We start from the raw sequence: 21,464 nt of genomic DNA on the forward strand, positions 1-21,464 counted from the left end.
TCTTCGCCCCATGCCCATTGCGAACGTTGCTCCGCCGACCCGACTCCTCGTCGACGCCGACCTCGTCGAGGTGGGCATCCAGTTCGGCGTCGAGCGCTGATTCCAGGACCGTGCGGGTGATCCCCGCGAGGAGCCCACCCGGACCGACCAACGAGACTCCATCGGCCTTGGCCCGCTCGACCAGCTGCTACGCGAACTCCACCTCCGCCGCCGACGGCTGCGGAAGCTGAACCGTGTTCTTCTTGTCTGCCATAACGTGGTCCTTCCTGGACAGGATCAACGTCCTGTCCAACGGACCACACCCAGGTCAAACACGGAAATCTACGCAGTCCCGTGATCCCCCCGCCAGGGGTGAGGAGTGGCCGGATGCGCGCGCCGACTCCCGGGACGCCGGTCAGCGGCGTCCCGGGAGCCCCGGGTGAGATCAGGAGCCCTGATTGATTCCGGTGAAGTTGTGGGTGACACCGGCGGCGATGATGTAGTTGTTTCCCCAGCCGCAGTACCAGGTCACTCCGTTGTCCAGGCAGAAGTGCATGGCGGTGGCTCCTGGAACCGGGGTGCTGGTGTCGGAGTAGGAGTAGTACTGAACGGCCGTACCGTAGGGGCCGAAGCGGCTCTGCCACCCGTCCCGCTCGAACCAGACGGATGCCCGCCAGCCGGCATAGTTGCTCTGGAAGGTGCCCTGGTAGTAGTTGTTGTCATTGCAGGTGCCGGCGACCGGGGTCTCGCGGACGGCGACGGCGGAGCCAATGTTCAGGGTGCTGGTAATGCTGTTGCCGACGCCGGCGCACCGTGCCTGTGCGGCGCTGGGAGCCACCGCCAGTGACGCGAACGTGGCACCGAGAAGCCCCAGCATCGCGGTGATCGCACGCACCTTCGTTTGTCGCCTGAGCATGAGTTCTCCTTTTCTGGCACGGTTCGATGGACCGTGCCGTGCCGGGCCTGATTCCCGATGCGCCCAACCAACGGCACCGCTGTTGCGCGGAGGTTGTGGCGCTGTTGTGGGGGTGGCCTGCCCTGTCCCTGCGGTGGGCACGCCGCGGAAGCGGGACGGCACCACAACCGCGCCACAACCGGCAGGGGCTAGTCCTGGAGGCGACCCGTTCGACCAGCGCCGATCGGGCACCAAGGAGGTGGACCCTTTGAAGGGCATGACACGGCTGGTTGCGGTCAGCGCAACACTGGTCCTGGCGATGACCACTATTTCGGTTGGTCCGGCTGTCGCGGACGACATCTGTCCGCCGCGCAGTATTGGCGTAAGCGATGCCACGCAGTTCGAGGGCGGGTTCTTCCCGGCGGAGATCACGTTCACGGTGACGTCGGCTGGCTGCGCGGGGGGCACCGTCCAGTTCGCGACGGGGGCCGACCCCGGCGGCGCGATGCCGGTGGCTGAACCCGGACTCGACTACACGCCGGTGTCCGGTGAGTTGTCCTGGCTGCCGGGTGAAACCACCAACCACACCGTCGTCGTGGACATTGTGAGCGACTACGGAATCGAGCCGGACGAGGTGTTCACACTAGAGCTGTTCAACCCGGTCGGGCTGGTAATTGTCGACCCGGTCGGTCTGGGCACGATCCGCAACGACGACGTCACGGTCACGCCCCTTGGTAAGCCACATTGCCTCGAGTCATGTGTAGGCTGCCGGCTGATCGTGATCATATCGGAGCCGGCGCCGGTCGACCTGATCGTCCATTTCGCCACCCAGAGTGGTACCGCGACGGCCGAATCGGACTACACCGGAATCTCCAACGGGCAACTCACCATACCGGCCGGGTCGTCAACAGCGGAGCTCAGCATCCCGGTCCGGGACGACCGGGAGGTGGAGGGCGACGAATACTTCTACGTTCACCTCTACGCACCCTCGAACGGGAGAATCACCCAGGATCAGGTGGCCGTGGGCATCGTCGACGACGACTGAGGGATCGTGGGAGAACGGGGACGGCACCCAGATCGGCTTCGTCGGCCAGCTTGCCGGCGAGCTGCTCCGCCTCATCGGTCGCGTTCGCCTCGTGGTAGAGGCGAACAGCTGTTGACCAGTGGCACTGTGCGGCACCTCGGCTGCCGGTCAGCTCCGCGAGGTCGCCGAGGTTGCTGTGCACGTGTGCCTGCTCGTACAGGTCGGGCACGGCCCGCCGAAGGTTGGCGCTTGCCGTCAGGCATCGGCGGGCCTCGTCGAGGTTCGCCAGGCCCAGATGCGCTTCGCCGAGCTGGTTGAGGGTGCGTGCCTCAATGTGCCGGTGACCCAGTCTCCGACTCATCGTCAATGCCCGCTCGAAATGCTCCACAGCGGACGCGGGGTTGGCGTGGGCCAGGTAGGTGCGTCCGAGGTCGCCCAGCGCGACCATCTGGTAGCGGTGATCGCCGGCTCTGCGGCTCACGGCGAAGGCCTCGTGGAAGCAGTCGAGCGCCGGATCGTGTCGCAGCTGCTGCAGGTGCGCCTCGCCCAAGCTGTTCAACGTGCTCGCCTCGAGCCGGTGAAGACCGATGGATCGGCTGGTGGCCAACGCCGCGTTCAGCGGGGCGAAGCTGAGATCAGCACGGCCCATCCGGACATGGACGTAGCCGAGGTTGCGCTGGGCGGTCGCCGCGCCGGCCCGGTTCCCACAGTGGTCGTGCAGCCGCAGTGCGGTCTGGTATGCCTCGATCGCCTCGGTGAAGCGACGCATTTCTACGAACGCCCCGCCGATGTTGTTGTAGACGTAGGCCAAGCCGCCGTCGTCCCCGAGCGACCGCAACAGCGCCAACGCCTGGTGGTGGCTGTCGAGTGCCCGGCTGAGCTGGTGTGTCGTGCGGTAGGCCACGCCGAGTGCCCGATGCATCTCGGCTTCGAGGACCGGATCGCCGAGCCGACCGGCGGCCCGGACCGCGTGCTGGCACATCACCACCCGCTCGGACCAGTCGCCATGCACGTCGAAGTAGCTGGTCAGTAGGTAGGTCAGCTGGCATGCCGCAGCGGGCTGGTCGTGCTCCTCCGCGTACCGCACGATCGGCAGTAGGTTTTCGCGTTCGGACGCGAGAAAGGTGATCGCCTGCTCGCGAGTGGCGGAAAAGGGAAGCTCCGGTGCCGGATGACGCAGCGCCGCGGCTACGCGGTCGAGGTTGCTGTCGAGCACCTGGGTGGCCGTCTCGGCGCCGACGAGATACCAGTCGAGCAACTTCTCGGCCACCTCGGCACGCGTACTCTCGGGCTCGTCGGCCAGCGCACACCGCCGCGCGAAGAGCCGGACCAAGTCGTGGAACTGGTATCGGCCCGGCCGTGGCTCGGCAATCAGATGCGCTGCGACGAGTTCGGCCAACGCGGGTCGCTGCACGTCGGCGGGCAGGCCGCAGAGCGCGGCAGCCAGTGCTGCACCGATGTGCGGCCCGGGATGCAGGCCGAGCAGCCGGAACAGCCGCATCGCGGGTACGGACAGCGACTGGTACGCACTGGCGAACACCACACTGACGTCGCGGCTGCCGTTCTCGACGGACAGGTGGGCCAACCGGTCGCCGTCTGACAGGTCCTCAACGAGCGCCTCAATGGACTGATCCGGGCGCAGCGCAAGCTTTGCCGCCGCGATCCGTAAAGCGAGCGGAAGCCGACCGCACAGCTCGGCGAGCCCGGCCACCGCGTCACGCTCTCGGCCTACCCGATCGGCGCCCAGCATCTTTGCCAACAGATCGGTTGCTTCGTCCTGGCTGAACAGGTCAGGGAGGATGGTGTGTACCCGGGTGTGCGTCACCAGGGCGACGAGGCTGTTTCGACTCGTCACCACGAGCAGGCTCGCTGCGCTGGCGGGGATCACCGGCAACACCTGCTCGGTGGAGCCGACGTCGTCGAGCACGACGAGCATGCGCTGGTCGGCGAGGATCGTACGGTACAGGGCGACTCGCTCGGCCAGCCCGGCAGGAAGCCGATCATCCGGCACCCCGAGGCACCGTAGCAGGACTGCCAGCACCTCGGCCGGGGCGAGCGCATCGGCCCGGTTGTGGCCACGGAGATTGACGAAGAGCTGACCGTCCGGAAACCGGTCGGTGACGCTGGCGGCCCACTGCACTGCAAGCGACGTCTTGCCGATCCCGCCCTGGCCGCTGATCAGCACCACGGGCCGGACACCCTCGTGGCCTATCTCGATGACACTGCTCAGCTCACCCAGCTCGGTGACGCGGCCGGTGAAGTACCCCACCGGTGCCGGCAGCTGCGCCGGTCGGGGTGGCGTCGCCGCGACGGAGGCCCGGCCCGTCGCCGCGACCTCGTTCCGGCCAAGGACCGTACCCGGTGCCCGCAGCTCACCAGGCGCGGCGCCACGGAGCAGCGCGGTGTGCAGGTCTGTCAGTTCGGGCGACGGATCTACCCCGAGCTCATCGGCGAGCCGAACGCGTAGCCGTTGGTAGGCGTTCAGCGCCTCGGTCTGCCGCCCGGATCCCGCCAGGGCGAGCATGCGCAGGCCCACCAGCCGTTCACGGGTCGGATCTGCTGCCAACAGCCGCTCTACCTCGCCGAGCGCCTCATCCGGTCGGCCGAGGCAGGTCAGTAGCTCGCAGTGGTCCAACTGTGCGGCAAGCCGCAGGTCCTCCAGGCGCGCCGCCTCGGCTGCCGTCCAACCGATCGGCTCCGCGTCGGCGAGTGCGTCACCGCGCCACAGAGCCAACGCCTGTTCCAAGGCGTCGGCAGCCCAACTGGCCCCGGCGGCCAGGCCGTCCCGGGCCGCCCTCGTTTGCTGTTCGAAGCGGCATGCGTCCACCACCGTCGGATCGATGGCGAGTAGGTAGCCCGGCTCCTGGGTCTGCAGCACTCCGCCCAACCCACTCGCGTCGAGTGCGAGACGCAGCCGCGCCACGTGACTGTGCAGCGACCTGACAGCGGTGCGCGGTGGACGCTCCCCCCACAGCGCCTCGACGAGCCGCCACAGCGGCAGCACCGCGCCGGGCCGCAGGGCCAGGGCGGCCACCAAGGCCCGATGCCGTCGTCCCACCAACTCGGCCGGACCGCGCGGTCCGATCACTTCGACGCCGCCGAGAATATTGACCTCAACACCCGACATCATCGACCTCTCCCGCTATGGCAGCCCAGGCCGTCGCGGCTTCCGACGAGTTGGCATCGACACAGTGCAAGATCTCTGGCTTCGAGACCAACTCTCGACCCAAAGGATAGGTAAGGAGCGGCTGGGGTGGGCGGCCAGCGCTGGTACCGGACAGTCCAGATCACGGCGGGTGGCTCAGCACCTTGTGCTTGCCCCTCACGTAGCGGCATGTCACATAGTCGATGCCGTGGAGGATCACCTGACCGTGGGGCAGGCGGCCGAGCTGGCCGGCGTAACCGTCCGCACGCTGCATCACTACGACGAGATCGGCCTTCTGCGGCCATCCACGCGGACCGCGGTGGGGCACCGGGCCTACTCGGCAGGGGATGTGGAGCGGCTGCGGGAGGTGCTCGCGTACCGGCGGCTTGGTTTCAGGCTGCGGGAGATCGCGGACCTGGTCAACGATCCGACCACCGACGCGGTCGCGCACCTGCGTCGGCTGCGCGGGTTGCTGCTGGACCAGCGGGACCGCGCCGCCGCCATGGTGACGGCCATCGACCGGGAGTTGGAGGCACGGGCAATGGGAATCAGGACGACACCAGCGGAGCAGCTGAGAGTGTTCGGCGCGCAGTTGTACGACGTGATCGGGTCCGCCTACCCAGCGACGCGGCGCACCGAGCCACGGATCGCCGCCCGGATCTGGGACGCGCTGGGAGACGCCCGCACGGTGGTGAACGTTGGGGCGGGCACTGGCTCCTACGAACCCCACGACCGTGAGGTCACGGCGGTGGAACCGTCGGCGGTCATGCGCGCGCAGCGTCCCGCGGGCGCGGCGCCATGCGTGGCCGCCGCTGCGGAGAGTCTGCCGTTCGAGGACCAGTCCTTCGACGCCGCGATGGCGGTCAGCACCGTGCACCACTGGTGGGACCCGGTCGCCGGGCTGCGGGAGATGCGGCGGGTCGCGCGTCGGGTGGTGGTGTTCACCTACGACGCTGAGGACACCGGCTGGGCTCAGCGGTTCTGGCTCACCCGCGACTACCTACCCGAGTTCGGGGATCTGCTCGTGGACTGGCCGTCCCTCGCCGACCTGACCCGTGCGATCGGCGGACGCGCCGAACCGGTGCTCGTCCCATGGGACTGCGCTGACGGCTTCTTCGAGGCCTACTGGCGCCGGCCCGAGGCGTACCTGGACGAACACGTACGCCGGGCGGTGTCGGTCTGGACCAGAGTGGGAGCGCAGGCGGAGCAGCGGGCAGTCAGGTCACTCCACGAAGACCTGTCGTCCGGCCGGTGGGCCGAGCGGAACCGGGACCTCGTCGCCCTCGACACGGCCGACCTCGGCCTCCGGCTGCTCACAGCGGGTGGTGACGCCGGTGCCACCACCCCGGCGCGGACCTGAGCCGGCTACGCCGCCGCCGCGACCCCGCCGCCGTGACTCCGAGCCGCGACCGGCCGTGGGGGGGGTCCGCCAGGTGGTAGCTGATCAGCGGGGCGTGACGGACTCGCGCCCGTGCAGCGAGGCCTGGTCGGCCGCGGCCCGGCCGGACGCCCAGCCGGCCCGGTTGTTGATGGTCGTTGTCTGCTGGGTCAGCTCGGGGAACTGCTGGTGGAAGACGTCGCGTACGGCGTCGTCGCGGGCGGCGAGGACCGGAAGGAACTGGGCGGCCTGCGCCGACTCGGCCATCTCCTGGTCCACCCCGCCGGTCGCGGCCTCGAGTCGTTCGCCGATCCGCGATGCGTATGCGGTCAAGAACGACTGGCGGAACGAGCGGGTCGTGTTGCGCCCGTACCGATCGGTGCTGGGCTTGGTCCGGGTCATCGCTCGCGTAGCTTGCACCAGCAGCGAGGTGAACAGCAGCTCGGTGGACTCCAGATCGGCCGGGAAACCGACGACGCTGGTGAAACCGAAGCGCTTACTCCACACCGCACGGCAGCTGTTGGCCTCGGCGACCACCTGCAACAGCAGGGTCTTCGGTGCCTCGTACGGATTGTCGATGCCCACTCTGCGGGTGACCGGCTGCTCGCGTTCACCGCTTGCGGCGATGAGCAGGGCATGGTCGATGCGGTGCCGGGCCATCAGTTCCTGGGCCTTGGCGGTGAACGCCTCCGCCTCCTCCGGGAAGTCGGTGGACTCCGCCTTGGCCAGCAGGGCCCGAACCCGGTCGAGGATTCGCTGATCCAGGTCGGCCGGTGGTGTTGTCCTGGCAGGCTGGGCGGTGCCCGGCATCGGCCCGACCTGCTCGATCGGCGGTAGCGTCGCGAGCAGGTAACACACGTCGATCATGATTTCGATGACCGCGCTTCGGTCTAGGCCCTGCCGCTCGCCCCACACGGTCGGATAGTGGTCGTCGTGCTCCCACCACACCCTCGCGTCGAGGGAAGTTAGCTGCGACTGCCACCGCGGATCGACGGTCGCCGCGGCGTGGCCACGCATCTGCGCCGCGATGACATCGATCATGAGCCGCCCGTGCCGCGCGGCGTGTTCACGGCGGGCCACCCGTACCAGCTCGGCCGGCTGCCACCCGCGCCGCCATGCCTGCTCGACCTCACGGAGCAGGTAGGTCAGCAGCGCCCGGTTGACAACCTGGAGCCCGGCGGCGCCGCCGGGGCCGGTGATCAGTAGGCGGAGGCAGTCCTCGAACTCGGCGGCATCGTCGTGCTGCCGGGCGAACATCGCCTGGTTGATGATCTGGTCCGCGAGTTGCCGCTGCGTCGGCACGCTCGACCCGTCATACCTACCCAGTGGGTCGTCCTGCCCAGTCGCTGCGGCCCGCCGACGTTGAGCTGCCGCGGCGGCCTTCCGCTTGGCCTTGTGGCGCTCACGACTGTTCTTGCCCATCGGTGTCCTTCGGGTCCGCGAGATCGAGCAACGGACGCTACCAACCGGACGGGCGGGGCCACGGGCGCCCCGCCGCACCTACCGGAAGCCAATCTCGTACCACCCAGGCGGCCCCTGAGCGGAGCCGGCGATCGGGTAACCTGGTGCCCCAGCGGGCCGTTAGCTCAATGGTAGAGCTGAGGACTTTTAATCCTTAGGTTCTGGGTTCGAGTCCCAGGCGGCCCACCGACCGCACCATTGTGCGAACCGGTGGTTCTTTCGAGATGCCCTCGTCCGTTTCGGGCGGGGGCATTGTCGTGTCTGTGGGGATTTTGAACACGGGTACGACTCCTTGGTCGGTGAGTTGGACTTCGGCGATGAGGGTCTCGATGGCGGCTTTGCGTTCTGTGGTGCTGCCGCTGGTCATGATGGTGCTGAGGTGGTCGCGGATGCGGGCGACGGTGCCGGGCGGTGGAGGCTCGGGCTGCGAGGTCAGGCCGGCGTCGAGTTCGGTGTGCCGGGCGTGGAGTTGGGCGAGCCGGTGGCGGAGTTCGCGGATGCGGGGTCCGGCGGTGGCGTCGTCCATGGTGCCGTTTTCGAACGCGGTGTGGTAACGGTCGATCGCGTTCTCGGTGGTGGTGATCTGGTGGGCGATGGCGGTGAGTTCGGCGCGTCGGTCGTCGGTGGTGCTGTCGTGCTGGGAGTTGGCGCGTTCGATCATGGCGGCGAGGACGGGTTCGGCGGTGGTGTAGAAGTCGTGTAGGGCCTGCAGGATCATGTGGTCGAGGTCGTCGGCGGGGAGTCGGGGTGCGGTGCAGGTGGCGTGTTTGCCGTAGCGGGTGCGGGTGAAGCAGGTGTAGTAGCGGTAGCGGCGGTTCCGGCCTTTGGCGGACGTGCCGATGTAGCGCTGTCCGCATTGGGGGCAGGTGAGTAGGCCGGTGAGGTAGTAGTCCGAGTCGGACTTGGCCCGCTGGGTTTGGATGTCGCCTCGTGCGTTGGCGATGTCCTGGGCGCGGCGGAAGGTGTCCCGGTCGATGAGTGGCTTGTGGGCGTCGGGGACGTAGACGTCGCGGTAGGCGATGTCCCCGGTGTAGGCGGGGTTGTCCAGGATCCGGTTGATGGTGTGTCCGGACCATTGTTTGCCGGTGCGGTTGGGGATGCCGCGGGCGTTGAGGTCGGTGGCGATGGCGCGGGTGCCGAGTCGGTCGCGGGTGTAGAGGTGGAAGATGTCTCGCAGGATGGGTGCTTCGTCGGGGTGGGGGACGAGGCGTTGGGTGTCTTTATCGACGAGGTAGCCGTAGGGGCGGGTTCCGCCGGCCCATTGGCCTTTGCTGGCTTTCGCGGTCATGCCGCTTTTCACCCGGTCGATGATCATGTTGCGTTCGAATTCGGCGAACACGGCGAGGAATTGCAGCATCATGCGGCCGATGGCGCCGCCGGTGTCGACGGGTTCGGTGGCGGAGGAGAAGCGGACGTTGGCGGCGTCGAGGGTGGCGGCGAGGTCGACGAAGTGGGCGAGGCTGCGGCTGAATCGGTCGACGCGGTAGACGAGTAGGATGTCGTAGAGGCCGGCTTTCGCCGCGTCGAGTGCTTTCTTGAGGCCGGGGCGTTCGGTGGTGGCGCCGGAGGCGTCGTCTTCGAATTCGCAGACGATGACCCAGCCGGGGTGGTTGTCGACGTATTTCTTGAGGGCGGTGCGTTGGGCGAGCAGGCTGAAGGGCTGGTGTTCGTCGTCGGTGGAGCGCCGGATGTAGATGCACACCCGGCATGGGCCGGTCGAGTCTTCCGGCGGAGTGGTGGGGGCGCGTCGTCCACGCCGCTTCGGTGGGCTGGTGGGGGTGGGATTGCCTGCCATGGGGGTCCTTCGCTGAGATCGGGTGGTGGGGTGGCCGTGGGCGGGCACACGCGGGGTGGGCCGCCGTTGGGCTAGGTTCAGGCGAGGTCGGGGTGCTCGTGCCGGAAGTGGTTGAGGAGGACGGCGAGGGCTTCGGCGGCGTTATCGAGGTCTTCGGCGGTCATGGGAATGGTGTCGATACGTACGATCCGCATCGGAATCATCGTTTCCTTCTTGTTGGTGGGGACGTGTTTCGCGCCGCCGTTATTGTTCGCGGTACCGGGATACGGTTCGTCAGGATAGCTCCGGACGGCGTTTTCGTCGTCATACGACGGGGTGGCCACGGTCCTCCGAGAAGCATGTGAAGCTGCGGGGGTCGGAGTCCTTCGTTCATGCGGTTTCCTCTCTTACACGGAGTGGCGCGATTGATCTGATTGATGCGGAAGAGGCGACTCGTGGCGGGTCGCTGTATCTGGCGTCCGGGAGGCGGGGACGGTACCTCCGAGCGCTGTCACCGGGAAGTGATTCGGACTGTCAGCGACTCGCCACAACTCACACGGGCTCCTGGAGAGCCGCTGACAGTTTCGAATGCTTGCTGTCACCGCGAGCGCAGAGGTTCCTTCCGCCCTCCATCGTTGGGAGCCGGCGCGGACAGCTACCGCTCGCCGCGCCTGGGCGGGGCCGTCGGGGTCAGCGGCGGGGCGGTCCTTGTCGCCCCGCCTGTGCGCGCGTGTCCGGCCGCCGTGCGTGGTTCGGCGCTTGGCGGGGGTCAGGTGGTTTGCTCAGCGCCGCTGCCGGCGGCGGGGAGGTCGGCCAGGCGCATCGGCGCCCCGTGGTGGCGGTTCAGCCACCACACGGCTTCGGCCGCGTTGATGCCGGTGACCTCGGCGTGCACGGCGGTGGCCACCGGGTAGATGGTTCCGGTCGCGGCGAGTTCCTGGTGCAGGTGCCGCTCGCGGGCTGGGGAGTGCAGCCAGAACAGCACCGGCCAGATCCGGCCGGTGACGTGCGCGAGGTCCCGATATCCGTCGATCTTGTCGACCAGGCGGGACAGCGGCCGTTCGGTGCCGAGGTCGTACTCCAGGAAGAACGGCACCCTGCGGTCGCCTTCGACCCAGATGCCGTGTCCGTCCGGCCGTGACCTTGGCTGGTAGACGCGCACGGCGATGTCGTTGTCGTCGGGTTCGGCGAAGGCACCCATCTGCTGGCAGCGCCCCGCCGGCCACCAGCGCACCAACGCGCTACCGGGATGGGTACGGGCGTGACCGGCCAGAGCGGTGAAGAAGCCGTTGACCCCGAGCAGGTGCGGCAGGTTCGCCCGTCTCGTCAGGTGCCACCGCCTTCTGCGGGCCTGGTCTCTGCGCGGCAGGTCGTCGCCGCGCTGCGCGGCGACGACCTCGACGCCAAGTTGCGCCAGCACGTAGTGGTAGGGGTAGGAGCCGCCGTCGGGCTTCTGCGGCCGGAACCGGTCCACTACCCCCAACTTCTGCGTCAGCGCCCGCAGGCGTTCCTGGGCATAGTCGATTGACGGGTAGAGGGCTTCGGCGACCTGGAAGGAGGTGAGCACTCCGTGGTCGGCCAGCCAGCCGAGTAGGACGAGATCACGGTCGGTGAGCTGGGACTGGACTCGGAGCAACGGATCAGGCATGCGTCACCACCAGCTCGAGGGGGAGAGACCCAGTCGGAGGGTCTGTCGCAGCACGACAGACGCTGCTGACAGCGGCCCTGACCTGGGCTGTGAGCCGAACCGGGGGTCCGTTCGGGGGTCCTGTTGAAGCGGGACGCCAAGTGGGAGCCCCAGCAGGACCCGCAACTGGAGGTCAAGCCCGTCGCTGTCAGCGGGAGACGTCGAAGATGCGGTAGCCGCCAGCGGCGGTGGTGATGAGAGTCGATGTGTGAACACGGTTTACTCCAAGGTGACGGTGTTCGTGGATGGGACGGCGTTGTGCCCGCCGTGTTGGTCGAGATGCGGAGGCCAGCTTGCGGGCGTTGACGAACGGACCTGCCCCGTACCTCGCCGCCGTGCCCCGGCGACGAGGACAACCTGGTGTTCCCTCCGGGAAGCTCCGCCCCCGGATATCAGTCAGCTGGCCCGTCGGTGGTTCGGTAGCCTGCTAGCCGTGGCTAGTTCCGATCTCCGCGTGCGCTTCGCGCCCTCCCCGACGGGTATGTTCCACGTCGGCAATGCCCGGTCCGCTCTGTTCAACTGGGTGCTGGCCCGACAGTCGGGCGGAACGATCGTGTTGCGGATCGAGGACACGGACGCGGCGCGGAACCGGCCGGAATGGGTTCAGGGCATTCTCGATGCGATGGAGTGGCTTGGGATTGGCCCGAGCGAGTACGAGGGCCCGCTGTTCCAGTCTGACTACACCCAGCACCACCGGGAGGCCATCGATCGGCTCATCGCGGCGGGGCGCGCTTATTACTGCGACTGCACCCGGGATCAGGTCAACGCGCGTACGGGCAGCGAATACCTGGGCTACGACGGCTTTTGCCGCAGTCGGGGCCAAACCGTCGGAGAAGGCCGCGCTCTGCGCTTCCGTACGCCGGACGAGGGCTCGACCGTGATCGTCGACTTGGTGCGGGGCAAGCCGACCGTTGACAACGTGCTGATCGAGGACTTCGTGATCGCGCGCGGCGACGGCTCTCCGGTGTTCTTACTGGCGAACGTGGTTGACGACATGGTCATGGGGATCACGCACGTGATCCGGGCTGAGGAGCACCTGCCCAACGCGCCGAAACAGCAGCTGCTCTGGGAGGCGCTGGGGGCGGAACCACCGGTGTGGGTACACGCGCCGATTCTGGTGAATGAGAAGCGGCAGAAGCTCTCCAAGCGCCGCGACCGGGTCGCCCTGGAGGACTTCCGCGCCGAGGGGTACCTCGCCGAGGCGATGCGAAACTATTTGATGTTGCTCGGGTGGGCGCCGTCCGGTGACCGGGAGATCCTGCCCTGGGACGACATCGTGACCGAGTTCCGGCTGGAGGACGTCAACCCCTCGCCGGCGTTCTTCGACGTGAAGAAGCTCCGCGCCTTCAACGGGGACTACATCCGCGCGTTGTCGGTTGAGGCGTTCGTCGAGGCGTGCCAGCCGTGGTTGATCGGTGAGAATGCGCCGTGGCGGCCGGAGGCATACGACGCCAACGTGTTCGCTGCTGTCGCCGAACTGGCGCAGACCCGGATCGCGGTGCTCTCCGAGATTGTGCCGATGGTCGATTTCCTGTTCCTCGATGAGCCGACCGCCGACGAGGCAGCGTGGGCGAAGGCCATGAAAGCCGACGCCCCGGCGCTACTGGCGGCCGTGGTCGAGGCGTATGAGACGTGCGAGTGGCGGGCCGAGGTGCTCAAGTCGACGCTAGAGGTGATCGGTGCGGAACGGGGACTCAAGCTCGGCAAGGCGCAGGCACCGGTACGGGTCGCGGTGACCGGCCGTACTGTCGGGCTGCCGCTGTTCGAGTCGATCGAGATCCTCGGACGTGAGCGAACCGTTGCGCGCCTGCGAGCCGCCCTCGACCGCCTGCGTTGACCTTTCGTGTCCGGCGGATCGATCCGCCGGTCATCCTGGTCGTCGATCCGCTCCGCTGGCGAATCCAGCGGTGCCCTTGACGGGCACGCTCCGTCGTGGGCTGAAGATGGGTGCCGGTGTCCAGGGCAGGCCGGCGGTGGGCTGCGTGTCGAATGGCGGCGCGAGGTTGCCGAAGTCGGTGCCGAGGACTTCGTCGCTGAGCCGGAATACCTCGGGTGCCCAGGGCCCGACCCTGCCACCGTCCGGGAGTTGGTCGCTGACAAGGGTCGCGGTCAGCAGCCAGCCGCGCGGGGACGGGGAGATGACGAGGGTTCCGTCAGCCCCCAGCGGGTCGGCGACCAGTCGATCGCCAACCCAGCGGATCGATGTCTCCGGCGGGACATGTTCGTTGGCGCGGGTAGCAGCGCCGAAGATTGTGCAGGTGGTCCCGGCGGTGAAGGTTTCCTCAGCCAGTCGCTCGACCGCACTGATGTCGGGCTCAATTCCCTCTCGCGCGAGCAGGTTGACGGCGTGCAGTAGGACCCGACGGTCAGAGGGCGCGGCTTCCATGGCGGAGGTGAGCCGGGCGTTGAAGTCGGTGGGGATGAATCCGTTGACCGTGAGGATGCCGTCAACGGAGAAGCCACCGCGGTAGCCGAGGCGCTCGCGCAGACTGGCCCCGATTCGATCGGTCTGTTCGGCGAACTCAGCGGCGTCGTTGAGGGTGGGAACAGCGCCAGCGCAGAGGAAAGTGCCTCGTCCTGGCCGGGGCAGAGTCACGAGTTCCATGGGTGGGAAGGGGATGATCCTGGTGGTAAGGGCCAGCCCGTGCAGGCGTACCGGGACCCCTTCGAGGAAGGGCATGAGCCGGACTCGCCAGGTGCCGGGCTCGACGGTGGGGATGGTCTCTGGTGGTAGACCGCCGCGCCACCACCAGATGCCATCGCCGCCAGCGGAAGGTCCGGCACCAATCGGCTGGTAGGAGCAGACGACCCCAGTGCCTTGATCGACGATGGCCCCGAGTCTGGCGAGGTCAGCAGTGCCATCGCCGACGATTGACTGAGCTCGGGGCACCCCGGCGGCATCCCAGAGTGCGTCGACCACGGTCTTGTCCTCGAAGAACTGCCACGCGGGTTGTCTGGCGCCGATCCGCTGCCGGGCCCCGGAGCGCGGCGGATCGAGTGGGTCAGGGAGAAGGAGCGCCGCGGTGTTGTCGGGGTCGAAGGCGTCGGCCGGTCCGGCGAGCCAGCCGGAGCCGTCGAGCCCGCTGATGGCGTGGTGTTGCCACGAGAGGTGGTCGGAGGCACCGCGCAGGGGCCGGCGCCGGGCCGCGGGCGGCGCGTCGTCCAGAGCGAGGGCGAGGCATCGGGTCGGGCCGAGCAGGTCTTGCCAGGCTGCCGCGTCGTCGGCACGACCGCAGACAACGAGCACCTTGCCGGAGGGGAGTAGCCGGTAGATCGGCAGACCGCGCCTGCTCATCGGCGTCGCCGCCATGGCCGGTCCGCTCGGTGCAGGATCAGATTCGCGGGGGTCTCGTGGACCACCTTGTAGGTGTCCGGTCCGAGGTGGCGGTGGATGGTGCGGCGGTGTCGGTCGGGGTGTTTGTCGTCGAATTCGACGATGACGAGGGCGGGCCGGTGCCGGGTGTGGTCGAAGGAGTCCCAGACGTCGAGTTCGGTGCCTTCGACGTCGATGCTGAGCAGGTCGATCTGGTCGATGCACCACTGGTCGAGGAGATCCTCCAGGGGTCGGCAGGCGACGAGGATCTCCTGGTAGTCGGTGCCGCGCCGTTGCAGACCGGACCACGAGGGCTTGTGGGCGTACATGCCGAAAGGCCAGAGTCCGGGGGTGGTGGATACGGCGCAGGTTTCCACGGCGCAGCAGCGCTGCCGGAGTCGTTGGTGGTTGCGGGGATCGGCGTCCACGCAGAGACCACGCCAGCCACGGCGCTCGAAGTAGAGGCTGTTGCTGCCGCGTGCGCCGTCGCCGGCACCGATGTCGACGAAGACGCCGTGCGTCGGGAGGTGATAGTGCTCGGCGAGCCAGCGATCCTCGCCCCATTGCGAGTGGAACGGCGCGGATTGGGTGTAGGGCAGCATGCCGTTACCCCCGCCACCGGTGAATCAGGTCCTGCTCACGGGCATGATCGAGCCAACGCTGTGACCAGCCGCGCCGCAACGCCTGCCAGCCGAGCGCGTCGGTAACGCTGTCGGGCAGGGGCCGGAAGGTGAGGCCGGCACTGGCGGCCCGGCTGTTGTTGACCGACATGAGTGCCAGTTCGGGGCTGCTGGTGGGCAACCACAGGGGGACCTCGGTCCATGGCTGTAGGCGGTGGGTGAGCGCGAAGTCCTCGCCGACTCGGAAAGGGGTAACAGCTCGGCTGGCGCGGGTCAGGACCGTGTCGACCAGGGTGCGGGCGGTGGTTCGGGCGCCGGCGACGTTGACGACGCCGGCAAGTTGCTGGTTGACGGCGTCACGCAGGAAGTGGGCGACATCGCTGGCATCGATAAGTTGGACGGGCTGGCGGTCATCCATCGGGACCAGGACATCGCCCCCGCGTAGTGCGTGCTCCAGCCAGTAGGCGAGGCGTGCGCTGTCGTCGTATCGGCCGATGACCAGGCCGAGGCGCGCGATGAGCAGGGTTACGTTGATCCGGTCGAGGCGACGTCGGAGGTATCGCTCGCAGCGGAGTTTGCGGGTGGCGGAGGCACGTACCGGGTGGGAGGCGTCAGCCGCGATCGTCGGTGCCCGTTCGGTCAGGCCGTGCCTGGCGGATGCTCTGCGGTACACCCCGCACGTGGAGAGCAGGATGTACTGGTGGACGTTGCCGAGCAGGGGCAGAACGGGGCGCAGGTCATCAACGTCCCCGGCACTGGTGTCGATGACCCCGTCCCACGGTTCGGCGAGGACAGTGGTGGCTTCGATTGTCGGTGCGCGCCGGTCGGTCAACACGTGGCGCACGAGCCCGGCGAAGGGCGATGGTGAACGGCCCCGGTAGAGCACAGTGACGTCGTCTCCGCGCCGCAGACACTCCTCCACGATGTGACGGCCCACGAAACGGGTGCCGCCGAGCATAAGGATCTTCATCGGCGTTCCCCGTCGTCCGGGCTGGTGTGGCTGTAGCCGAGCACGAGTAGTCGGCGTGGATGACCGGAGGTGTTTGGCCCGCTGGCATGGACCAGGGCCGCATCCCAGACCAGAACCGTTCCGGGTGCGGCGACCAGGGTGACGGCCGCGGTGTCGGGCGCGACGGTGTCGGGTACGACGGGTCCCTGGCAGGCGGTCGGGATCATCTCGATGGTGTCGCGGTGGCTGCCGGGCCAGACACGGAGCGCGCCGGCTGTTTCGGTGCACCGGTCGAGGCAGACGGCGACGGTCACCACGCGTCGGTAGCCCCGGGTTGCGTAGTAGGCGGCGTCGGTGTGCTTACGGACCGCTTCACCGAGCACCGGTAGCGCTGCCCATCCGGCGGTGAGGTCGACGGTCTGCTTGTACATCAGCTTGTTGTCCATCAGCTTTGGGGTCGCGCCGAGCAGGTCGGCGACGACGGCGAGCAGCGTGGGACTGTCGGCCACCGCCGTCACCGCCGGAGATAGGTCGACCACGGGCTTGACCTTGAGCACATACGGCTTGCCGTTGGCGAGGCGCCACCAGGTGACCCGCGGGTCGAGCGTTCTGGCCGCCACCATCTTGGCGAGCCGGTCACCGAGGAGGGCGTCAGCCTCGACGCGGAGGTCCTGGATCGTGGTGGGTGGGATCAGGCCCGGCAGGACGAGGTATCCGTGTGCGGCGAACCGGTCGATCTGCTGCGCGGAAACCGCCGAGGCGAGCGGCGAGGTCATCGGGCACCGCCTTTCGTGGCGATCGGGATCAGGAATTCCCGGCTGGGTTTGGTCCAGTGGTGTGGGGTCTGCTCGGCGGGCATGGTGCGCGGGTAGGCGGTCCACTGCGCGAAGTGCCGGTCGAGAACATTCCGGCGGGCCGGACCGATCGAGGTGCCGCTGTGGAAGAAGCTGAACCGACCACCCGGGCGGAGGCAGCGCACCGCGACGTCAACGACGAACTCGGTGAAGTCGGAGTCAGCGTGGCCGTCCGGCGGCCAGGTGTCGTACATGATCGCGTCGAAGACGCCACTTGGCAGCGTCACGAGCTGCCACGGGTCGATGTACACCCGCGCCGGTGCGTCGAGAGTATCGATCACCCGTGTGCGTGCCATCAGCGCCACACCAGGGTGCGGTTCAATCGCCGTGTACGAGCCGATTTCTCGTTTCGACAGCTGGGTGGCGAACACACCGAGCCCGAGTCCGACCTCCAGGACGTTGGGGCGGGCGAACCCCTCGGTGAGTCGGGTGACGTGCTCGCGCATCAATTCAGCCTCAGCGAAGAACATCACGTACTGCGAGCCGATGCGGAGGCCTTCGGAATCGACGACCGCGGGCTGGTCGCGTAGGGCGGCGATGTGCCGTTGGTGCACCTCGGACAACGTCTTCGTCGTCATAGCGATACTCCGTTGCGGAACCGGGCCAGCGGTTCGGCGGCGAGAAAGCGGGCAGCGAAGGTGGAGGCCCCGGCGACGGCGCGGCGCACCACTTCTTCGATCTCGGTCACGGTGGTGGCGTCGACCTCGCGGTCCACCGAGACCAGGACGTGCGCCGGGTCATCGAGCTGGCCACCGTTGCGTGCGGTGATCGTGACCTCGGCATACGCCGAGGTTTCGGCGAGCACTCGCTCGGCGGCCTCGGCGGCGAGCGCGGTGTAGATCTTGCCAGCGTGGTGGATTGGGTTCTTGCCGGCGGGTGCTTCGCCGCTCGCCGGGCGAAGCGGCTCGATGACGCCGCTGTACCGGTTGCCCCGTCCGACCGCGCCGCAGTCGCCCTTGCCGAGCGAGGTGCCGAATGGTGCCAGGTATCCGCGACCCGGCAGATCCTTTGTGTTGAGGTGCAGCGACAGGCCGGTCGTGTTCCAGGCTCGGGGCTCCTGGTCGAGCAGGGACTTCAGCTCGGCGGAGGCGGCGCTCTGAGCCTCGGCGAGCGCTGCCCGGTATGCCGGCCAGGAGTCGACCAGTTCGGGATGGAACGGCACGGCAGCGGTGACTTCCAGCGCCGAATTGATCCGGACCACCATGACCTTCACGTCGGTTCCGGCAGCGGGTACGACCCGTCGGAACCCCTCGTCGGTGAGTCGCCGTTCCAGCCGGATCGCGAGATCGGCGGCGAGGCCGCGCCGGCTGGTGCCGACACAGACCACGGTGTCGTTGGCGACTGACTCCGTCGCGAGCACGGCGTTGATGGCCGACGCCGTGTCGGGGCGGTAGAACTTCGGGTCATGGTCAACGGCGGTGCCACGGGTGTTGTTGATGTGCAGGCGGAGGTGTTCGAGGATCCGGCGGTCACCCAGCGCGGCCGGTAGCACATCGAGGACCACGGACCGGAAGATTTCCTCGATCGGCACCTGCGTGGCACCGACCCGATCGGTGATCTTCCCGAAGAGGTAGCCGTCTGCCGGCTTGAGGATGTCGAAGCCACCGAAGCGGACATCGGCGGCGGCGCCGACGAGGTTGACCTTGTCCACCCAGTGGTTGGGTATTGCGCCGAACTCGCGCAGGCACCAGGACGAGTAGCGCTGGGAGAAGGCGTCTGCGAGCAGGTCGGCAAGGCTGTCCGGATGGCCGACGCCCTTTCGTTCGGCGACGTCGAACGGCTGGTCGTCCGGGTCGACGCAGGCATGACGGATCGAGATCTGCATGTGGGATGTCCTTCGGGTCAGAGATCGCCTGGGTCGACGCCCTGGTCGGGGCGGATCGGAGGTTCAACGAGGTAGGACAGGCACTGCGAGAGAACCAGCACCCGCTTGGCGGGGCAGGGTTCGTTGGCATCGGCGGGCCGGAAGGTGCCGTCGTAGAGGTTTCCGTAGCCGGTCGGCACGGAAGCGCATCGGCGCACGTCACCGGTGACGGTGACCTTGAACGAGGTGACACCGGCGGTACATGCCTGGCCCCGGAAGGAGAGCATGCCGTCGAGGTAGGGCCGGTTGAAGACGTACTCGCCGGAGTTGGCCAGGATCAGCGCCTTCTGCTCGTCGGTGTAGCCCTCCGGATAGCGGACGCCCTCGTACACGCCTTTGAACACCTTGGCCCGCACATGGTCCACGCCCAATTCGCGCAACCGATCCAGGTCAGCGGCAAGTCGACTGAGCAGCGGCGGGTACAGCACGTACAGGGCGTTCACGTCGAACCCGCCGCGTCGCAGGATCAGGTAGTTGCGGGCGTAGGTGTCGAGTTCCAGCCCCCGAAGCTCGCGCTCGGGCTGGTGTATCGCGGCGACGATCTTCGCCACCCGGGCGGCCGGGACACGGTCAGCGAACTCCGCCACGTCGTCGGAGGCGAGGTTGGTGTTGACGCTGATGAAGTGGTTACCGGCCAGACCCCGGCACAGCTCGACGAAGCCGGGGAACATGAAGGGCTCCCCACCGGACATGTGCACCAGGCAGACCCTGTTTAACTCGTCGAAGCGCCGGACCACCAACTCCGGAGCCGGTTCGTCGAGGTGGCTGCGGTTGAGTACGTAGCGGATCTGCGGGTGGCAGTACTCGCAGAAGAAGTTGCAGCGGTTCGTGAGGTGCCAGTCGAACTCCCAGTCCCATGGAGGTTTGGCCTGGGTCATCGCCGAAGTACGCATCAGGTCCTCCGCTCGCCCGTCGGGATTCACCCGCCGGCGCAGCCCTCCTGGCGGTACGCCGGCGGGGACGCACCCAGCAGACCGCGAACCGGCACCGCTCGGGCAGTGGATGGAACCGTCAAGAGCGTCAATTCGCCGACCCCGGTGGCCAGCACGATCCGGTACCTTCGCGGTACTCCTGGTTGACCCTCCGGAGGAGCCGATGGGATCTCCACCTGACCGCACCAACCAGACCCTCGCCGCGCACATGACCGAAGCCGGCCTCACCCCGCGTACCCTCGCCCGGGAGATCAACCGACTCTTCGGGCCCGGCACCCTCGCCGAAACCGCGCCCTACCACTGGCGCGACGCGGGCGGCATCCCCCGCCCGCCGCTGCCAGCGCTGAGCGCGTACGTCATCTCCCGCCGCCTCGGCCGCATCGTGACCGCAGGGGACCTTTGGCACGGGCAACCCGACACGGCGGATGGCACCCTGGTCATGGCCGCCAGCACCGGCCTGGACGGGCCGTGGACACTCACGAACACCATGCTGGTCGCCGAGGACTGGCTGTTGGGAGGACTGGTGGACCGAAGGATGTTCCTCTCCGTCTCCGGGACCGCTCTCGCCCAAGCCGTCAACATCTACCTCGACGTACACCTTCCGGCGGGCGGGACCGTGCTTCCGGCCGCGACACCAGACGACCCGCTCGTCGACCAGATCGAAGCCAGCGTGCCGCGCCTACAGCTACTCGACGACGAGCGCGGCGGCGCATCCGGCCTCGGCTACGTCGGCGCCCAGGTTCGTGCGGTCCTGCTCGTACTCCGCGATGGCGGCCATACGGACGCCACGATCCGCCGACTCTTGGTTGCCCTCGCCGACCTCGCCCAACTCGCTGGCTGGAAGGCGTTCGACGCCGGACAGCAAGGGCTGGCCCAGCGGTACTTCTTCACCGGACTACGGTCCGCACACGACGCTGGATACCGATCCATGGAAGGACACATCCTCGCTGACCTGTCCTTCCAGGCCGCCTCTCTCGGCGACGCCGACGACGGCCTGCGCCTCGGCGACGCCGCCCGCCGGGTCGTCGGCCGGTCCGCCGCCAGCGTCCAAGCGTCTGTGCTGTCCCGCCTCGCGTACGCGCAGGCCGTAGCCGGAGACGTCGGGCAGTGCGAGCGCACCTGGGCCGAAGCCCGGGACCAACTCGCGAAGCGGCATCCCGACCGCGACCCGGAGTGGATGTACTACCTGACCCCGAACCACCTCGACTGCCAGGCCGGCTACGCGATGATCCTCGCCGGTCGGCAGATTGTGGCCGGTGACAGCGGAACTGAGGGGCGGGCCCTGCTTCGCAAAGGCGGGGCGCTCCTACGCACCGGTGCCTACGCCCGCCCACCAGACGCTCCCTACCAGCGGCGAGCCCTCTACGAAGGTGCCTGGCTCGCCCTCGGCTACACCGCCCACGGCAAACTCGAGGATGCCTGCGCCGTGACCAGGATGGCCCTACCCCGGCTCGAGCAGGTCCGCTCACCCCGCAGCACCGCACTCCTCGTTGCCCTCGAGCAGGAGTTCCGCCGACGGAAGCGGAACCAGAGCGTCGCCGACGTGCTCCCCGACCTTGAAAAGGCACTGGCGCACCAACCGGCCTGAC

17 protein-coding genes, 1 tRNA gene and 1 pseudogene are annotated in these 21,464 nt (G+C 68.1%); 5 read left to right on the forward strand and 14 right to left on the reverse strand.

The genetic code is table 11. From position 1 onward, the window contains the following. Together K228_RS30440 and K228_RS0118155 are read right to left on the reverse strand one after the other, a co-directional pair. On the reverse strand, positions 1–151 hold a 151-nt coding region (locus K228_RS30440; RefSeq protein WP_188116215.1), incomplete at its 3' end, for a transposase. 273 nt (positions 152–424) lie between these two features. Continuing rightward, the gene (locus K228_RS0118155; RefSeq protein WP_025619720.1) at positions 425–895 is read right to left on the reverse strand and encodes a hypothetical protein; all 471 of its coding nucleotides are present in this window, start codon (positions 893–895) and stop codon (positions 425–427) included. Between the two features lie 256 nt (positions 896–1,151). On the opposite strand from K228_RS0118155, the gene K228_RS0118160 reads away from it, so the two are divergent. Continuing rightward, on the forward strand, positions 1,152–1,919 hold the full coding sequence (locus K228_RS0118160; RefSeq protein WP_025619721.1) for a Calx-beta domain-containing protein: 768 nt from the start codon (positions 1,152–1,154) through the stop codon (positions 1,917–1,919). Here K228_RS0118160 and K228_RS25805 read toward each other — a convergent pair. Further along, a pseudogene (locus K228_RS25805) lies at positions 1,886–5,025 on the reverse strand (AfsR/SARP family transcriptional regulator). The gene K228_RS0118160 and the pseudogene K228_RS25805 overlap by 34 nt on opposite strands. A 226-nt stretch (positions 5,026–5,251) precedes the next feature. Between K228_RS25805 and K228_RS0118170 the strand changes: the two are divergent. Continuing rightward, a complete protein-coding gene (locus tag K228_RS0118170) occupies positions 5,252–6,403 on the forward strand; it encodes a MerR family transcriptional regulator (protein ID WP_025619722.1) in 1,152 nt (383 codons plus the stop codon). Positions 6,404–6,487: 84 nt separating this feature from the next. Here K228_RS0118170 and K228_RS0118175 read toward each other — a convergent pair whose 3' ends face one another. Continuing rightward, positions 6,488–7,723, reverse strand: coding sequence for a DUF2786 domain-containing protein (locus K228_RS0118175; protein WP_033777077.1), 1,236 nt, complete (start codon positions 7,721–7,723; stop codon positions 6,488–6,490). Between the two features lie 273 nt (positions 7,724–7,996). Between K228_RS0118175 and K228_RS0118180 the strand changes: the two genes are divergently transcribed. Further along, positions 7,997–8,068: transfer RNA gene (locus K228_RS0118180), tRNA-Lys, on the forward strand. On the opposite strand, the gene K228_RS27410 is transcribed toward K228_RS0118180, so the two are convergent. The 3 genes from K228_RS27410 to K228_RS0118200 form a co-directional block, all read right to left on the reverse strand. After that, on the reverse strand, positions 8,037–9,677 hold the full coding sequence (locus tag K228_RS27410) for a recombinase family protein (RefSeq protein ID WP_080671629.1): 1,641 nt from the start codon (positions 9,675–9,677) through the stop codon (positions 8,037–8,039). The two genes, K228_RS0118180 and K228_RS27410, sit on opposite strands and share 32 nt — an antisense overlap. A 77-nt stretch (positions 9,678–9,754) precedes the next feature. Beyond that, positions 9,755–10,000 (reverse strand): hypothetical protein, encoded by a 246-nt coding sequence (locus tag K228_RS0118195; protein WP_025619726.1) that lies wholly within the window; start codon positions 9,998–10,000, stop codon positions 9,755–9,757. Positions 10,001–10,425: 425 nt separating this feature from the next. Then, positions 10,426–11,304, reverse strand: coding sequence for a replication-relaxation family protein (locus K228_RS0118200; RefSeq protein WP_025619727.1), 879 nt, complete (start codon positions 11,302–11,304; stop codon positions 10,426–10,428). Positions 11,305–11,776: 472 nt separating this feature from the next. On the opposite strand from K228_RS0118200, the gene gltX reads away from it, so the two are divergent. Further along, positions 11,777–13,180, forward strand: coding sequence for a glutamate--tRNA ligase (gene gltX / locus K228_RS0118205; RefSeq protein WP_025619728.1), 1,404 nt, complete (start codon positions 11,777–11,779; stop codon positions 13,178–13,180). A gap of 30 nt (positions 13,181–13,210) precedes the next feature. Here the strand turns inward: gltX and K228_RS0118210 are convergent, their stop codons facing one another. The 7 genes from K228_RS0118210 to K228_RS0118240 are packed head-to-tail and all read right to left on the reverse strand — an operon-like array spanning position 13,211 to position 19,821. Continuing rightward, positions 13,211–14,638 carry a hypothetical protein gene (locus tag K228_RS0118210; RefSeq protein WP_245603504.1) on the reverse strand — a complete coding sequence of 476 codons (1,428 nt, stop codon included), beginning with the start codon at positions 14,636–14,638 and terminating at the stop codon, positions 13,211–13,213. Continuing rightward, positions 14,635–15,258 (reverse strand): FkbM family methyltransferase, encoded by a 624-nt coding sequence (locus K228_RS0118215; RefSeq protein ID WP_025619730.1) that lies wholly within the window; start codon positions 15,256–15,258, stop codon positions 14,635–14,637. Before K228_RS0118215 ends, K228_RS0118210 begins: the two co-directional genes overlap by 4 nt. Positions 15,259–15,262: 4 nt before the next feature. Beyond that, positions 15,263–16,234, reverse strand: coding sequence for an NAD-dependent epimerase/dehydratase family protein (locus tag K228_RS0118220; protein ID WP_025619731.1), 972 nt, complete (start codon positions 16,232–16,234; stop codon positions 15,263–15,265). Positions 16,235–16,242: 8 nt separating this feature from the next. Beyond that, entirely contained in the window at positions 16,243–17,001 is a 759-nt protein-coding gene (locus tag K228_RS0118225) for a phytanoyl-CoA dioxygenase family protein (protein ID WP_025619732.1), read from the reverse strand. Further along, positions 16,998–17,657, reverse strand: coding sequence for a class I SAM-dependent methyltransferase (locus tag K228_RS0118230; protein ID WP_025619733.1), 660 nt, complete (start codon positions 17,655–17,657; stop codon positions 16,998–17,000). Before K228_RS0118230 ends, K228_RS0118225 begins: the two co-directional genes overlap by 4 nt. Further along, positions 17,654–18,904, reverse strand: coding sequence for a methionine adenosyltransferase (locus K228_RS0118235; RefSeq protein ID WP_025619734.1), 1,251 nt, complete (start codon positions 18,902–18,904; stop codon positions 17,654–17,656). Before K228_RS0118235 ends, K228_RS0118230 begins: the two co-directional genes overlap by 4 nt. Before the next feature lie 17 nt (positions 18,905–18,921). Further along, positions 18,922–19,821: a radical SAM protein gene (locus K228_RS0118240; protein ID WP_025619735.1), complete on the reverse strand. Its 900-nt coding sequence runs from the start codon at positions 19,819–19,821 to the stop codon at positions 18,922–18,924. Positions 19,822–20,038: 217 nt separating this feature from the next. Between K228_RS0118240 and K228_RS0118245 the strand changes: the two genes are divergently transcribed. Then, positions 20,039–21,463, forward strand: coding sequence for an NsdA family TPR-like regulatory protein (locus K228_RS0118245; protein WP_025619736.1), 1,425 nt, complete (start codon positions 20,039–20,041; stop codon positions 21,461–21,463). Position 21,464 lies beyond the last annotated feature (1 nt).

Source organism: Salinispora cortesiana (assembly GCF_000484695.1).
GTDB classification, from domain to species: domain Bacteria; phylum Actinomycetota; class Actinomycetes; order Mycobacteriales; family Micromonosporaceae; genus Micromonospora; species Micromonospora cortesiana.